Source organism: Variovorax boronicumulans (genome assembly GCF_019352895.1).
Classification (GTDB): domain Bacteria; phylum Pseudomonadota; class Gammaproteobacteria; order Burkholderiales; family Burkholderiaceae_C; genus Variovorax; species Variovorax boronicumulans_A.
The window spans coordinates 63,331-77,944 of sequence record NZ_JAAAFX010000003.1; the positions used below are offsets into that span (position 1 = coordinate 63,331).

13 protein-coding genes are annotated in these 14,614 nt (G+C 70.6%); 8 read left to right on the forward strand and 5 right to left on the reverse strand.

Annotation, left to right across the window (positions count from 1 at the left end):
* Window positions 1–2: 2 nt before the first annotated feature.
* From K0H49_RS01345 to K0H49_RS01360, 4 genes are all read left to right on the forward strand, one after another.
* Window positions 3–479: a hypothetical protein gene (locus K0H49_RS01345; protein WP_219209345.1), complete on the forward strand. Its 477-nt coding sequence runs from the start codon at window positions 3–5 to the stop codon at window positions 477–479.
* A 74-nt stretch (window positions 480–553) separates the two neighbouring features.
* Window positions 554–1,450 (forward strand): acyl-CoA thioesterase, encoded by an 897-nt coding sequence (locus tag K0H49_RS01350; RefSeq protein WP_219209346.1) that lies wholly within the window; start codon window positions 554–556, stop codon window positions 1,448–1,450.
* A complete protein-coding gene (locus K0H49_RS01355) occupies window positions 1,447–2,562 on the forward strand; it encodes an NADH:flavin oxidoreductase/NADH oxidase (protein WP_219209347.1) in 1,116 nt (371 codons plus the stop codon). The genes K0H49_RS01350 and K0H49_RS01355 overlap by 4 nt, the downstream gene beginning before the upstream one ends.
* Before the next feature lie 38 nt (window positions 2,563–2,600).
* Window positions 2,601–3,407, forward strand: coding sequence for a PPK2 family polyphosphate kinase (locus tag K0H49_RS01360; RefSeq protein WP_219209348.1), 807 nt, complete (start codon window positions 2,601–2,603; stop codon window positions 3,405–3,407).
* Window positions 3,408–3,420: 13 nt separating this feature from the next.
* Here K0H49_RS01360 and K0H49_RS01365 read toward each other — a convergent pair whose 3' ends face one another.
* Window positions 3,421–4,782: a hypothetical protein gene (locus K0H49_RS01365; RefSeq protein WP_219209349.1), complete on the reverse strand. Its 1,362-nt coding sequence runs from the start codon at window positions 4,780–4,782 to the stop codon at window positions 3,421–3,423.
* 166 nt (window positions 4,783–4,948) lie between these two features.
* Here K0H49_RS01365 and K0H49_RS01370 point away from each other — a divergent pair, with 166 nt between their 5' ends.
* From K0H49_RS01370 to K0H49_RS01385, 4 genes are read left to right on the forward strand one after another with little or no spacing between them, the layout of a single operon-like run.
* Window positions 4,949–5,878: a glycosyltransferase gene (locus K0H49_RS01370; protein WP_219209350.1), complete on the forward strand. Its 930-nt coding sequence runs from the start codon at window positions 4,949–4,951 to the stop codon at window positions 5,876–5,878.
* Window positions 5,875–7,029, forward strand: a complete 1,155-nt coding sequence (locus K0H49_RS01375; RefSeq protein ID WP_219209351.1) for a glycosyltransferase — start codon at window positions 5,875–5,877, stop codon at window positions 7,027–7,029. The genes K0H49_RS01370 and K0H49_RS01375 overlap by 4 nt, the downstream gene beginning before the upstream one ends.
* Before the next feature lie 9 nt (window positions 7,030–7,038).
* Window positions 7,039–9,543 (forward strand): glycosyltransferase family 4 protein, encoded by a 2,505-nt coding sequence (locus K0H49_RS01380; protein ID WP_219209352.1) that lies wholly within the window; start codon window positions 7,039–7,041, stop codon window positions 9,541–9,543.
* Window positions 9,540–11,207: a hypothetical protein gene (locus K0H49_RS01385; RefSeq protein WP_219209353.1), complete on the forward strand. Its 1,668-nt coding sequence runs from the start codon at window positions 9,540–9,542 to the stop codon at window positions 11,205–11,207. The genes K0H49_RS01380 and K0H49_RS01385 overlap by 4 nt, the downstream gene beginning before the upstream one ends.
* Here K0H49_RS01385 and K0H49_RS01390 read toward each other — a convergent pair.
* From K0H49_RS01390 to K0H49_RS01405, 4 genes are read right to left on the reverse strand one after another with little or no spacing between them, the layout of a single operon-like run.
* Window positions 11,192–11,911: an ABC transporter ATP-binding protein gene (locus K0H49_RS01390; RefSeq protein ID WP_219209354.1), complete on the reverse strand. Its 720-nt coding sequence runs from the start codon at window positions 11,909–11,911 to the stop codon at window positions 11,192–11,194. The two genes, K0H49_RS01385 and K0H49_RS01390, sit on opposite strands and share 16 nt — an antisense overlap.
* On the reverse strand, window positions 11,908–12,663 hold the full coding sequence (locus K0H49_RS01395) for an ABC transporter ATP-binding protein (RefSeq protein ID WP_219209355.1): 756 nt from the start codon (window positions 12,661–12,663) through the stop codon (window positions 11,908–11,910). The genes K0H49_RS01390 and K0H49_RS01395 overlap by 4 nt, the downstream gene beginning before the upstream one ends.
* Window positions 12,660–13,601 carry a branched-chain amino acid ABC transporter permease gene (locus K0H49_RS01400; RefSeq protein ID WP_219209356.1) on the reverse strand — a complete coding sequence of 314 codons (942 nt, stop codon included), beginning with the start codon at window positions 13,599–13,601 and terminating at the stop codon, window positions 12,660–12,662. The genes K0H49_RS01395 and K0H49_RS01400 overlap by 4 nt, the downstream gene beginning before the upstream one ends.
* Window positions 13,598–14,518 (reverse strand): branched-chain amino acid ABC transporter permease, encoded by a 921-nt coding sequence (locus K0H49_RS01405; protein ID WP_219209357.1) that lies wholly within the window; start codon window positions 14,516–14,518, stop codon window positions 13,598–13,600. Before K0H49_RS01405 ends, K0H49_RS01400 begins: the two co-directional genes overlap by 4 nt.
* Window positions 14,519–14,614: the final 96 nt, after the last annotated feature.

A 14,614-nucleotide genomic window follows, 5' to 3' on the forward strand; every position in this document is an offset into this window, starting at 1 on the left:
CGATGAACCCTGAAGACCCTTCGCACCCTCGCCCATGGCGCACGCGCCTGATGGCCTTTGCCGGCGCGGCCCTGTTCGCCATCGCCTGGGGCTCGCTGGTGCAGACGCAGTTCAACCTGAACGCACTGGTCGCGCTCGGCGTCGAGATGCCGCCGGGCCTGCGGCTGCGGACATCGGTGCAGGACCTGCTCGGCTTCGGGCCCGTCTATGCGGCCATCGTGCTCGCCGCCTGGCTGCCCGCGTTCGCGGTGGCCGGCTGGCTCGCGCGTCGGCGCCCGGCCTGGCGCGCCGCGCTGTTCGCACTGGCCGCCGGCGTAGCGCTGCCGCTCGCCATCCGCGCCATCGACGCCGTCGCGCCCATGCCGGTGCTGATCGACGCCACGCGCGGTCTCGGCGGGCTGTCGGCCATGGTGGCGGGCAGCGTGCTGGGCGGGGCGCTCTTTGGGTGGGGGACGCGGGTGCGGCCCTCGGGCGTCTGATTTCCCTGTGACAGCGCTTCGTCCCGCGCTTTGCTATGGTGCGTGACTCCCTTTTCGCCTCCGCAGCCTTCACGATGACCGATCCCGCCACCCCCACCCGCCTCGTCGACGAACTCGTCGCCCTCATGCAACTCGAGCCGCTGGGCGACGACCGCTTCCGGGCGCAGAGCGAGGACCTGGGCACGCCGGCCGTCTTCGGCGGCCAGGTGCTGGGCCAGGCGCTGATGGCCGCGAGCCGCACCGTCGAGGCCGATCGGCCCGTGCATTCGATGCACGCCTATTTCCTGCTGCCCGGCGAGCATGCGCCCATCGAGTACACGGTCGACCGCGTGCGCGACGGCCGCAGCTTCACCACCCGCCATGTGGTGGCGCGCCAGCAGGAACGCATCATCTTCGAGATGTCGGCTTCGTTCCAGACCGTCGATGCCGGCGTCGAGCACCAGTTCGGCATGCCGCCGACCCAGGCCCCCGAGCAGCTCGGCGACGACCTGCAGCGCCGCGCCGCGCTGGGTGACCGCCTGCCGGAGCGGTTGCGCATCAAGGGCCTGATGCCGCACGGCATCGAGTTCCGCACCGTCGAGCCCGACGACCTGATCGCGCCGGTGCCGCGCGAAGGCACGCGCGCGATCTGGATGCGCGCCGTGGCGCCGCTGCCCGACGATCCGCTGATGCACCGCGCGCTGCTGGCCTATGCCTCCGACCATGGCCTGCTCGGCGCCGCGCTGATCCCGCACGGCCTGACCTACCTGCAAGGCAACGTGCGCATGGCCAGCCTGGACCATGCGATGTGGTTCCACCGCGACTTCCGCTTCGACGACTGGCTGCTGTACGTGCTCGATTCGCCCAGCGCCAGCGGTGCGCGCGGCCTGTCGCGCGGCAGCGTGTTCACGCGCGACGGCGTGCTGGTGGCCTCGGCCGCGCAGGAAGGAATGATGCGCGTGCGCAAAACGGAATCCCAAGGAAAACCATGAGCCAGCTCTTCTCGCCCCTGCAGCTCGACGCCCTCACGCTGCCCAACCGCATCGTGATCGCGCCCATGTGCCAGTACTCGGCCGACGGCGCCGGCAACATGACCGACTGGCACCTGATCCACCTGGGCCAGCTGGCGCTGTCGGGCGCGGGCCTGCTGATCATCGAGGCCACGGCGGTCGAGGCCATCGGCCGCATCACGCCGGCCGACGTGGGGCTCTACGACGACGACAACCAGGCAGCGATCGCGCGCGTGCTGAAGGCTGTGCGCCAGCACTCGCGCATGCCGATCGCGATCCAGCTCGCACACGCGGGCCGCAAGGCCTCGAGCCATGTGCCGTGGGAAGGCGGCCAATGCCTGGCGCCCGCCGAAGGCGCCTGGCAGACGGTGTCGTCCTCCGCGCTGCCGCATGCGGCCGGCGAACCCGCCCCCGTGGCGCTCGACGAGGCCGGCCTGGAGAGCGTGAAGGCCGCCTTCGTGCAGGCCGCGCAGCGCGCGCACGCGCTGGGCATCGATGCCATCGAGCTGCATGGCGCGCACGGCTACCTGCTGCACCAGTTCCTCTCGCCCCTCGCCAACCAGCGCAGCGACCGCTACGGCGGCTCGCTCGAGAACCGCATGCGCTTCCCGCTCGAAGTCTTCGAGGCGGTGCGCGCCGCGGTGCCGGCCGGCATGCCGGTGGGCGTGCGCATCTCGGCCACCGACTGGGTCGAGGGCGGCTGGGACATCGACTCGAGCATCGCCTTTGCCAAGGCCCTGGCCGCGCGTGGCTGCAGCTTCGTGCATGCCTCCTCGGGCGGCGTCTCGCCGCAGCAGAAGATCCCGCTGTCGCCGGGCTACCAGGTGCCGCTGGCCGAACGCCTGAAGGCCGCGCTCGACGTGCCGGTGTTTGCCGTGGGCCTGATCACCGAAGCGAAGCAGGCCGAGGCCGTGATCGCCGCCGGCCAGGCCGATGCGGTGGCCATCGCGCGCGCCGCCTTGTTCGATCCGCACTGGCCCTGGCGTGCCGCGGCCGAGCTGGGCGCGCAGGTCGAGGCGCCGCCGCAGTACTGGCGTTCGCAGCCGCGCGACCTCAAGGCGCTGTTCGGCGAGGCCCGCATCGGCGCCCGCTGAGCGAGTCTTCTTTTTCTTTTCGTCTGGAGGTATCGCCCATGTCCCGTTTCGACAAGTACCGCATCGGTGCCAAGGTCCGCCTGGCCGACATCGATCCGGGGAACAAGGGCTTTCTCAAGGGCGACGAGGCCGCGCAAGGCGCGCAGCTCGACGCCCTGGCCATCCAGCTCGACGAACTGCAGAACCTCATGCATGCCGAGGGCCGGCGCAAACTGCTGCTGGTGCTGCAGGGCACCGACACCAGCGGCAAGGACGGCACGGTGCGCTGGGTGTTCTCGCGCACCTCGCCGCTGGGCGTGCGGGTGGCGGCCTTCAAGGCGCCCAGCCTCGAGGAGCAGGCGCACGACTTCCTCTGGCGCTGCCATGCGGTGGTGCCGCGCACCGGCGAGCTCGCGGTATGGAACCGCAGCCACTACGAAGACGTGCTGGTGCCGGTGGTCGAAGGCTGGATCGACAAGGCCGCGACGCAGCGCCGCTATGCGCAGATCAACGACTTCGAGCGGCTGCTGACAGAAACCGGCACGGTGGTGCTCAAGTGCATGCTGCACATCGACAAGGACGAGCAGCGCCAACGCCTGCAGGCGCGCATCGACGACCCGTCCAAGAACTGGAAGTTCAGCATGGGCGACCTCGAGGCGCGCAAGAAGTGGAGCGACTACCAGCGCGCCTACGCGAAGGCGCTGGACGCCACCTCGACCGACGTGGCGCCCTGGTACGTGGTGCCGGCCAACAGCAAGACGCACCGCAACCTGATGATTGCGCAGCTGCTGGTCAAGACGCTCAAGGACATGAAGCTCAGCGTGCCGCCGCCGGACCCGGCGCTCAAGGGGCTGGTGGTGCGCTGAAGGGCGGCGCCGCTCAGCGCGCCAGCAGCCGGCGCAGGTCCGCGCGGGCGCGCCGCAGCACGCGGCGCGGCAGGCCAAGGCGCGCAGGGGGCGCCACCACGCAGGCGATCGCTTCGGCCGGGGGCGCCACCACGGCTTCCGCTGCAGGCGCAGGCACGTGCGGTGGCAAGGCGGCCAGCGTGCCGCGCAGCGTCGCGGCCACTTCCTTCGGCACGATGCTGCCCTGGATGTGGGCCGCCAGTTGCGCACCGCGCCTTGCCGCCTCGGTCCGATCGGCTGCGATGAAGCGCAAGGCGGCCACGGCCGACGCGAGATCGGGTTCGGCCCAGTGCTGGTCGGGCGTGTAGCTGCCGTTGGCCTCGCCGGGCCGTACCGGTGCGAGCGTCCAGTCGACGAAGCAGGCCGCCTCTGGATCGAGGAAGGCGGTCGGGCCGCCCCAGCCCGTGATCACCACCGGCTTGGCCGCGAGCGCGGCCTCGAAGGCGCCCAGCCCCCAGCCTTCGGCCCGGCACAGCGAGACGAAGCAGTCGCCGGCCTCGTGCAGCGCCTGCAGGGCGCCGTCGGAGAGTTCATCGGTCAGCAGCCGGATCGGTGGCGGCACCCGGCCGTGGCGCAGCACCGCGCGGCCGATCATGGCTTCGAACTGTGGTTGCACCGGCACGCTCTGGCCTTCGTGGCCGGGGTCGCGGCGCACGCGCTCCAGGTCGTGCGCCGTGGTCTTGATGACCAGCGCCACCGGGTCGTCCGGGCCGAAGGCTTCGGCAAAGGCCGCGACCAGCGGGTCGATGGACTTGCGCTCCAGCCAGGTCGAGACCGTGTAGAAAATCTGCCGCCCTTCCAGGCCCGCCAGCAGCGGCCGCAGGCCGGCACGGTCCGCATCGCTCGCCGGCCGCTGCGACCGCGGCAGGTGGGGCACCACCCAGATCGGAATGTGCACGCCGCTGGCGCGGAAGACCTCGCGGTTCCATTCCGTCGGCACGATCACTGCGTCGAGGCCGTTGATCAGCGCCGGCCAGTGGGCGGGCAGGCGGTCGGTCTCCCACACGGTGTGGCCCACGATGCGACGCGCGCCCCGCGCACGTTCGCGTGCGATGAAGTGCGGGTAGTACTCGGGCACGAAATGGACGATGACGTTCTCGCAGGCGCGCGCATCGTTACGTAGCGGCCACAGGTCCTCGGGGCCCGCCTCGGGCGAAGGCGCCGGCGCGTAGCCCAGGCCCAGCGCGCCGCCGGGCAGCATCGGCTCCCAGGCGATCTCGGCGCCCGCATCGCGCAACGCGCGCACCAGCGCGGCGGCCGCCACCGCATAGCCGCTGGTGTCGCCCAGGCCCACGTAACGCAGCGCCGGACCGGCCGGGAAATGATTGAGAGACATTGGTAACAAATAGTGTACATTTGATCGACAGTGCCCCGTCGAGGGGCAGGAAGAGGGCCGGATCCAGCCCTGCCCCAGGGGCAAGAGGGGCCGCACGGCCGCTTCGAAGCCTCCCTTCGCGGTGCCTGCTGTCGGACAGCGCTTCTGATCCTTGGCCGTATCTCCCGTGACAGCATCTTCCGCCCCCCGCATCCCGAACACGTACCACTTCGTCTTCGGGCTGCGTCCGCAGACCGAGCCCTTTCACCTGATGCACTACCTGTGCCTGGCCTCGTGCCTGGGGGTGAACCAGCCCGACCGCGTGGTCCTGCACCTGCACAACGAGCCTTTCGGCGAACTGTGGGACCTGATTCGCCCACGGATCGAGGTGGTTCCGATTCCCGAGCACGAGCTGCGCATCGATCTGCGCTACGACGACGACTACATCCGGCGTTTCGCCTACGCGCATGTGTCCGACTTCATCCGCCTGCGCATCCTGCACGAGCAGGGCGGCATCTATGCCGACATGGACTCGCTGTTCGTCGCACCGCCGCCTGCGCACTTGTTCGAGGCCTCCTGTGTGATGGGGCATGAGCGCGTCGACGTTGGCGTGTCGTCCTCACCTGAAGGCTCGCTGTGCAACGCGCTCATCATGGCCGAGCCCGGTTCGCCCTTCATCGCCACCTGGATCGAGCGCATGCCCGGCGCCTTCGACGGCAGCTGGAGCAACCACTCGACCTTCTTGCCCTACCGCCTGAGCCGCGAGTTGCCGCAGCAGATCCGCGTCGAGCCCGAGAGCCGCTTCTTCTCGCTGGACTGGTCGCGCGACGGTATCGCCGCGCTGTTCGAGCAGGACCGACAACTGCCGCCCGATGCGACCAGCCTGCACCTGTGGGCCCATCTCTGGTGGGACGTGGAGCGTCGTGACATGTCCGACTTCAACCACACGCTGCTGACCCCAGCCTACGTGGCGCATGCACGCACCACCTACGCCCGGATCGCGCGCCCCTTCCTGCCGCCGGGCTTGGCGCCGTCGGCCTTCGGGCACTGGCTGCGACAGCAGGCCGCGCCCCAGGGCTGGCTCGGGCGGCTGCGGGGTGGGCGTGCGGCGTCATGAGCGCGCCAGCCCCTGCGCGCAGCCGTGCACTGCTGCTGACCCACGTCTTTCCTGATCCACGGGGCGTCGGCCTGGCACGGCGCGGCTGGCGTTGGGCCTGCGAGCTCGCGGCCCAGCACGACCTGGAGATCGTGCTCATCACGCGCAACGCAGACCAGCCCGTCGCGCCGTCGCCCTTGCCCGGCACGCTGCACGTCGTGCATTGCACGGGCGCACCCCTCGCATCGCGACGGCTGGCCGACTGGTTCGACCCTGACGCCGCCGCGGCGCAGGCGCTCGGTGCACTCGACGGCCGGCGCCCCGCGCGCATCGTGGTGTTCCGCTTCTACCTGCACGACATGGCGGCGCAACTGCCCGCCGACTGGCGCGCGATCGCCGAGATGGACTGCGACGACCTCGAGTCCGCCACGCGCTGGAGCCTGGCCGCGCTGGCCTTGCGCCGCGGCCGCTGGTCCGCGGCGCGCGCCTGCATGGCGCAGGCGAGGGGCTATGCAAAGCTCGAACGCAGCCTGTTGCCCGCCTATGCCACGGTCCATGTCTCGGCCTTCGAGGATGCGGCACGGCTGCGCCGGCTGCCAGGGATGAAGGCGGTGCACGCGAGCCCCAACAAGCTCGTGCCCGAACCCGATCTCGTGCCCGCACCGATGCCCTTCGGCGGCCGCACGCTGCTGTTCGTCGGTGCGCTGTTCTACCCGCCCAACGAGGATGCGCTGCTGTGGTTCGCCAGCGCCGTGCTGCCCGCGCTGCGGCGGCTGGTGCCGGATGTGCGCATCGTGGCCGCGGGCCGCGCCGAAGAGGCGCTGGTGCAGCAGCTCGCGCGGCACGGCATCGTCTACGTCCATTCGCCCGCGGACCTGCGCCCGCTCTATGCCGAGGCCACGGCCGTGATCGCGCCGGTGCGCGGCGGCGGCGGCACCAAGCTCAAGGTGCTCGAGGCCTGGCAGCACGAGCGTCCGCTGGTCGCGACCTCGCATGCCGCGCGCGGGCTCGCGGTCGAATCGGGGCGGCATCTGCTGGTGGCCGACCGCCCGCTGGATTTCGCGCGCCACTGCGCAGCCCTGCTCGCCGATCCAGTGCTGGCGGCCGCGCTGGTGCGCGACGCCGCGGTGCTGCTGAAGGCGCGTTACAGCCTCGACGTGCCCGCGCGCTGAAGGAGAGTCGTGAACCTGTCATCTGACACCCCGGTGCCGTCGTCGCCGCTGTTCATCCTTTCGGTCGCGACCGGCTATGGTGGCGCGGAGCGCGACATCGAGATCCTGCTGCCCTACCTGGCTGCCGGCCGCAAGGTCGTGGTCTTCGCCTGCAGCAGCTACCACCTCGAGCGGCTAAGTCGCATCGAGCGGCCAGGCCTGGAGATCCATCGCATCGATGCCTCGCGCGACGGTTTCGTCGAAGCCGGTGCACGTTTGTTCGTGCAGCGCTACTTTGCGCTGCGGCCTTCGGCGATCCTGGCCAACACGCTCGATTCGCTGCGCATCCTTGCGCACGCCGCGAGCGACTTGCCCGGGCTCGATGTGCAGTCCTGCTTCTATGTGCGCGACTTCCAGTGGTTCGACCATGTGCCACTGCTGCAGACGATGGCCCGCGCCACGCTGCTGGTGCCCGACCGCTCGGTGCTCGAGAAGCCCGACTACATCGGTCAGTACGCATGGCCGAACGGTCCGCTGCGCGCGCTGGTGATGCCCAATCCGGTGGACATCCCGCCGGCCGCGTCGTCTGCCTTGCCCGTCGATGCCCCCTTCCTCCACCTGGCCACGGTCAACGGCTTCAAGGGCCATCGGCGGCTGGCCGATGCAGCCGCGATCCTGCATCGCAACTGCCCGGGTCTGCGCATCGAATCGCATGGACATCGACCGATCCCCGCGCTGTACGAACAGCTGTGCGAGCACATCGATGCGGTCGGTGCTGCGCAAACGCTGGTGCTGCACGAGCACGTGGTGGATCCGTCCGCGCTGCTGCGTCAGGCGCGCGCCGTTCTCGTGACCTCGATCTCGGAACATGGCGGCCCCGAGACCTTCGGCCGTACCCTGATCGAGGCCTGGGCCCACGGTCGGCCGGTGATCGCCTTTGCCTGTGGCGCGCCCGCCCACCTGGTCCGCCACGAGATCGACGGCCTGCTGGTCAACGAGGGAGACGTCGAAGGCCTCGCTGCGGCCATGGCCCGGCTGCACCATGACCCGGCATTGGCGGATCGGCTCGGCCGCAATGGCAGGGAACGTGCCGAGCGAGAGTTCGCGCCCGGCGTGGTGTTGCGGCAATTGCTGCCCGTGCTCGAGGGGCAGTGGTGCCCGCAGCCCGCCGCATCCCTGCGCCCGCCCACGGAGGATGGGCCCGTCACGCTGTTCGATGTCTCGCTCTCGCTGATGCTGGGCTGGCACTCGCCCGTGGGCATGCTGCGCGTGGAGAAGGACCTGGGCGAGCTGCTGGCGCTGCAGCGCACGCCGGTGCAGCTCGTGCGGCATGGCGCCGACGACGGGGGCTACCGTCGCCTGACCGCGCGCGAGCTGGAGTTCCTCGCCAACCGGCATGACGGCCGTGACGGCATCGGCATGCTGGCTGCGCGCGAACTCGCCACCACGCCGCTGCCGCCGCCCCGGCTGCCGCTGAGCGTCGGACGCTCGCTGCGGTTGTTGGGCAGGCTTCATCTGGCGCGGGGTGTGCATGGCGTGCGCGGCGCTGGAGGCCGACGTCTGTCTCGCTGGCTGCGCGGCCGCGCCGAGTCGGCGGTACGCAGCGCGCCGATCGACGCGGCGCGCTTTGCCCCAGGTGCGGGCGATGCGTTGCTGAGCGTCTCCAATCCCTGGGACTATGTCGGCCTGGGCGCCTTCCAGGCCTTGCGCGCCCGCGGCGTGCGCATCGTGCTCGCCGTGCACGACCTCATGGTCTGGGAAACGCCGCAGTGGACGGCCGGACGCGATCCGCGCGACCATGCGGCGAACATGCTGCCGGTGCTGGCCGAAGCGGACCGGCTGGTGGCCGTCTCGCAGCACACCGCGAAGGTGGTCGCGCAGGCCTTCGCCTCGATCGACCGGTCGCTGCCGCCGATGCGCATCGCGCATCCCGCGGGCTTGTCCAGCACGCATCTGCCCTTCGGCGGACCGCCCCCGGGCCTGGACCCCACACGCCCCTTCGTCGTCTATTGCTCGACCATCGAAGTACGCAAGAACCACTTGTTGCTGCTGCACCTGTGGGAGCGTCTGCGCCAGAGTCTGCCGCCCGAGCGATTGCCGGTGCTGGTCATTGCAGGGCGTTGGGGGTGGGGCGTGGAGCCGGTGCGCCTCGCGGTCGAGCGCAACTGGCGTCTTGCATCGCATGTGCACGTCGCGCAGGAGCTGCGTGACGAGCAGTTGCTGTGGCTCTATCGTCATGCGCGCTTCGCCGTCTTCCCCTCCTTCAACGAAGGTTTCGGCCTGCCGGTGGCGGAAGCGCTGGCAGTGGGCACGCCGGTCGTGGTGTCGGACCATCCGGCGCTCGTCGAGGCCTCGGGGGGGGCGATGCCCGCGATCGACGCGGGCGACCTGCCAGCCTGGCAGCGAGAGGTCGCTGCGCTGTGCCTGGACGATGCGCGCCTGGAGCAGTTGCGCGCGAGGGCTCAGACCTGCCGGGTCGCAGCACCCGACGAATTGCCCCGGGCGCTGGCCGATGCCGCGGGGCTTGCGCCATGACCATCGAACGAGACACCTTCGCGGAAGTGCCGGTGCGCGACGAGCGCTCGACCGCCACGCGATCGCTGCGTGCTGCGTTGCATTACTTCTCGGCGACGCTGCAGTCCCAGCAGGGGCTGCTCGATGCGCGACGGCGTGAGCTCGCTGCGATCGGGGACAAACTCGAAGAAGTCACCGACACGTTGGCCCATCGGCAGGCCGAGATCGAGGGGCTGCGGCAGACGCTGGCGCAGCGCGAGGCGGAGATCGACCGGCTCGCACAGGCACTGGCCCGGCCCTCGCGCTTGCGGCTCGTGTTGCGGCACCCGGTGCGCGCCGTGCGCTATGTGCTGCGTCGCATCGTCCAGCGGCTGCGCCCGGTGGCACCGCCCCAGGCCGCCGTGCTGCCGCAGCCGACGCCTGCGCTCGGCTGGATGTCCACGCCCGTGCCTGCGCGCGTCCAGCCTTCCGACTATCGGGATCGCATGCGTGCCTTGCTGGACGAAGGCCCGTTCCGGGGGCTGCGCACATTGACGCTCGTCGTGCCGCCCGCGATGCGCCAAGCCGGTGTCGCGATCGAAAGCGGCCTCGCCGAGACCGGCCTGGCCTGCACCGTCGCCTTCGCGATGCCTGCGCAGTTCACCGATGCGCTCTACCTCGTCGTGAATCCCTGCGCCTTCGCTCGATTGCCACCGGCTGGCCGGCGCATCGTGTGGCTGGTCGAGCCGGCCGAGCAAACGGCGACCCTGTCGGAGGCGGTGCTCGCGCCACTGGCCGAATCGCTGGCGATCTTCGATGCGTCGCTCACGCACATCGCGGCCTTGCAGGCGCGCGGCATTGCGCTGTACCAGACCTTCTATGTGCCGCTCGACCTTGCGACTGCTCCCGATGCCCTGCTGGCCGACGATTCCCCGATGGGCCTGGCCCATCTGCTGCCGCGCGCACTGCACGGTTGCGGCGCGATCGACGACGAGGCCTTCGAGCGTGCCACGCGCGGCACGCGCCTGGACGCGGACCATCTGGTGCTCTGCCTGCCGGAGTCGCTGGCCCGTTTCGAGAGCGCACGGGCTCACCTGCGGCCGGGCGCCGCGCTCTTTCCCGGTCTGCGCCAACTCGACGGATGGAAGGGCACGGCCCTGAGCTACCGCTTCATGGCACGTCGTGCGCTGGCCGCGGGACGCACGCGGCTGATCGTGTCGGAGGACGATGCCGAGTTGGGCGAGGGCTTCGAGGCGAGGCTGGCGAAGACGCTCGAGCACCTCGACCTGCATGCCGGCCGCTGGGACCTGTTCTCGGGCCTGCTGACCGACTTGTCGGAGCGCGCCGAGGTCAAGGCGGTCGAGGCCAGCGGGAGCGACCTGTTCCTGCGGCTGGACTCGGTCATCGGCATGGTCTTCGGCATCTACGGACCGCCCGCGCTCGCGGCACTGGCGACCTACCGCGTGGCGGGCAACGACACGATGAAGGACACCATCGACCGCTACCTCGAAGCGCTGCGGTTGCGCTGCGTCACGATCTTCCCGCCGCTGGTGTGGCATGGCGAGGACTTCGCGTCCACGCTGTGGATGCCAGAGGGCTGGCGCTTCTCCAGCAACGAGTCGATGAACCCCATGATCCACCGCAGCCAGTTGCGGCTGGTCGCGAAGATCGGCGAGTGCCTCGAGCGCGATCAGACGCCCAGGTAGCGTGCCCACAACCCCCGGTCGGCATCGAGCGCCGCCGAGTCCCCGCGCCACACCACGCGGCCGCGTTCGAGGATCAGGTGGCGGTCGGCCAGCGGCAGCAGGCGCTGCACGTACTTGTCGACCACCAGGATCGCCTCGCCCTCGGCCTTGAGCGTGGCCAGGCAGCGCCAGATCTCCTCCCGGATCACCGGGGCCAGGCCCTCGGTCGCTTCGTCGAGGATCAGCAGGCGCGGGTGCGTCGACAGCGCGCGCGCGATGGCCAGCATCTGCTGCTCGCCGCCCGAGAGCTGGTTGCCGGCATTGGCCTTGCGTTCGGCCAGCCGCGGGAACAGGCCGTAGAGCGCCTCGACGGTCCAGCGTGGTGCGCCGTGCTTCGCATCGGCGCGCGGCCGCGCGAAGGCGCGCAGGTGCTCGTCGACGCTGAGGTTCGGGAACACATGCCGGCCCTCGGGCACGATCGCCACGCCGCGGCGCGCGATCACGTCGGGCTTGGCGCCGCCGATGTCGGCGCCGTCGAAACGCACGCTGCCGCGCAGCGGCTTGAGCGTGCCGGTCAGCACCTTGAGCAGCGTGCTCTTGCCCATGCCGTTGCGGCCCAGCAGCGCCAGCACTTCGCCGGGGCGGATGTCGATGTCGATGCCGAACAGCACCTGGCTTGCGCCGTAGCCGGCTTCGATGCCGGCGGCTTGCAGAAGTGGGGTCATGCGTGTCCTTCCGCTTCGGTGCCGAGGTAGACGGCCTGCACGTCGGGGTGGCCGCGCACTTCGTCGGCAGTGCCGGTCATCAGCACCTTGCCCTGCACCAGCACCGTGAGCCGGTTGGCGAGCTTGAACACCGCATCCATGTCGTGCTCGATCAGAAGAATGGCCATTTCGCTGCGCAGCGATTCGATCAGCGTCACCATGCGTGCCGATTCGTCGGGGCCCATGCCGGCCATCGGCTCGTCGAGCAGCAGCAGCTTGGGTTGGGCGGCGAGGGCGAGCGCCACGTCGAGCGCGCGCTGCGCGCCGTGCGGCAGGGTGCCGGCGATGCGCTGGCGTTCGCTGGCGAGGCCCACGCGCTCGGCCAATGCCTCGGCCTGCGCGACCAGGTCGGCCTCGCGGGCGCGCGGCGCCATGAAGCGCATGCTGCTGCCCGCGTGCGCCTGCACCGCGAGCATCAGGTTGTCGTGCACCGTCTCGTTGGCGAACACGCGCGTGACCTGGAAGCAGCGCGACAGGCCCGCGCCCACGCGCTGGTGGTCCTTCAGGCCGGTGATGTCGCGCTCGCCCAGCCAGATGCGGCCGGCATCGGCCTTGAGCAGGCCCGAGATCAGGTTGATCAGCGTGGTCTTGCCGGCACCGTTGGGGCCGATCAGCGCATGCACCTCGCCGGCATCCACCGTGAGGTTCACATGGTCGGTCGCGAGCAGGCCGCCGAAGCGCTTGACCAGGCCTTCGATTCTGAACAGGCTCATGCGGCCACCGCCTTCTTCCTGCGCGACAGCGCCGCCAGCCCCTTGGGCGCCCACAGCGCCACCGCGATCAGCAGCAGGCCCAGCGGCATGTGCCAGTGTTCGGTGTGCTGCTTGAGCACCTCCTCCAGCAGCAGCCACACGGCCGCGCCGACGGGTCCGCCCCAGCTGCGGCCCAGGCCGCCGATCACCACCATCACCAGCAGCGTGGCCGACTGGGTCCAGTGCATCGCGCCGGGGCTGATGAAGCCGTTGCCGCCCGCGAGCAGCGCGCCCGCGAGGCCGGCGATCGCGCCCGCGATGGCGAAGGCCGCGAGCTGGATGCGGAACACCGGGTAGCCCAGCGCGCGCATGCGCGTCTCGTTGTCGCGGATGCCGCGCAGCGCATGACCGAAGCGCGAGCCCGTGGCGCGGTGCATCCAGCTCAGCAGCAGCGCGACCAGCGCGAGCACCACCCAGTAGAAATTCGATTCGTTGCCCAGGTCGACGCCCAGGCCCAGCACCGGGCGCGCGGGCAGCGTGTAGCCGTCGTCGCCGCCGTAGGCCCGCAGCGACACCGCAATGAAGTACAGCATCTGCGCGAAGGCCAGCGTGGTCATGATGAAGTAGACGCCGCGCGTGCGCAGCGCCACCGTGCCCACCAGCGCCGCGACCATGCCCGCGACGAGCATCGCGGCTGGCCAGAGGATCCAGGCCGACATCACGCCGGCATCGGACAGGGCCACCACCGTGTACGCGCCGACCCCGATGAAGCCCGCATGGCCCAGCGCCACCATGCCGCCGAAGCCCAGGATGAAGTTGAGGCTGGCTGCGGCCAGCGCGATGATGAGCACGCGCCGCATGAAGCCAACGTAGAACTCCATGCCGAACAGCGGTGCCACCAGCGGGAAGGCCGCAAGCGCGAGCAGCAGCGCCACGAGAAGAAGGGTACGGGGCTTCATGCGCGAGCTGAGAAGAGGCCGGAAGGGCGGAAGATCAACACGACGACCATCAGCGCGTACATCGCCACTTCGGCGAACAGCGGGCCGAGGTCGGCGGCGGTGGCCGGCGGCAGCGTGGCGCGCAGCAGCATGGGCAGGAAGGCGCGGCCGACGGTGTCGACCAGGCCCACCAGCAGGGCCGCCACGAAGGCGCCGCGCACCGAACCGATGCCGCCGATGACCAGCACCACCAGCGCGGGGATCAGGATCTGTTCGCCCATGCCGACCTGCACCGCGACGATGGGCCCCATCAGCGCGCCGGCCAGCGCGGCCAGCGCCGCGCCGAGCAGGAACACGCCGTTGAAGATGCGGCCCACGCGCACGCCCATGAGCTCGGCCATCGGCCGGTCGGAGGCGCCCGCGCGCACCCGCATGCCGACGCGCGTGTGGTTCACCAGCACATAGAGCGCCAGGGCCACGGCCACGCCGGCACCGAGGATCACCAGCCGGTAGGCCGGGTAGGGCAGGCCCTCCATCAGCTGCACCGGGCCGCTCAGGGCCGCGGGCGTGGGCGCCATCACCGGCGAGGGGCCCCAGATCATCTTGACGATGTCGTCGGCCACCAGGATCACGCCGAAGGTCGCGAGCACTTGCGCGAGGTGGTCGCGCTTGTAGAGCCGGCGCATCAGCAGCACCTCGAGCAGCGCGGCGACCACGACGGTGACCACCACGGCCAGGACGATGGCGGCCACGAAGGAGCCGCTCTGCTGGTGGGCCTGCGCCGCGACGTAGGCGCCCGACATGAACAGCGAGCCGTGCGCGAGGTTCAGCACGTCCATGATGCCGAACACCAGCGTGAGCCCGGCGGCCAGCAGGAACAGCATCAGGCCGAAGCCGAGTCCGTTGAGCAGTTGCTCGAGAAGAAGAATACCGGTCATGGATCCAGACGGTCTTGGATGACGGATGCGAGGAACACCGCCGGGCCGATTCCTGCCGGGCCGGCGGTGTGGGAGAAGAAGAGGCTGGCGCGGCGC

Bases quoted from the DNA above. Each gene is read 5' to 3' on its own strand.
- K0H49_RS01345 (WP_219209345.1), top strand. From the start codon at position 3: ATGAACCCTGAAGACCCTTCGCACCCTCGCCCATGGCGCACGCGCCTG.
- K0H49_RS01350 (WP_219209346.1), top strand. From the start codon at position 554: ATGACCGATCCCGCCACCCCCACCCGCCTCGTCGACGAACTCGTCGCC.
- K0H49_RS01355 (WP_219209347.1), top strand. From the start codon at position 1,447: ATGAGCCAGCTCTTCTCGCCCCTGCAGCTCGACGCCCTCACGCTGCCC.
- K0H49_RS01360 (WP_219209348.1), top strand. From the start codon at position 2,601: ATGTCCCGTTTCGACAAGTACCGCATCGGTGCCAAGGTCCGCCTGGCC.
- K0H49_RS01365 (WP_219209349.1), bottom strand. From the start codon at position 4,782: ATGTCTCTCAATCATTTCCCGGCCGGTCCGGCGCTGCGTTACGTGGGC.
- K0H49_RS01375 (WP_219209351.1), top strand. From the start codon at position 5,875: ATGAGCGCGCCAGCCCCTGCGCGCAGCCGTGCACTGCTGCTGACCCAC.
- K0H49_RS01385 (WP_219209353.1), top strand. From the start codon at position 9,540: ATGACCATCGAACGAGACACCTTCGCGGAAGTGCCGGTGCGCGACGAG.
- K0H49_RS01390 (WP_219209354.1), bottom strand. From the start codon at position 11,911: ATGACCCCACTTCTGCAAGCCGCCGGCATCGAAGCCGGCTACGGCGCA.
- K0H49_RS01395 (WP_219209355.1), bottom strand. From the start codon at position 12,663: ATGAGCCTGTTCAGAATCGAAGGCCTGGTCAAGCGCTTCGGCGGCCTG.
- K0H49_RS01400 (WP_219209356.1), bottom strand. From the start codon at position 13,601: ATGAAGCCCCGTACCCTTCTTCTCGTGGCGCTGCTGCTCGCGCTTGCG.
- K0H49_RS01405 (WP_219209357.1), bottom strand. From the start codon at position 14,518: ATGACCGGTATTCTTCTTCTCGAGCAACTGCTCAACGGACTCGGCTTC.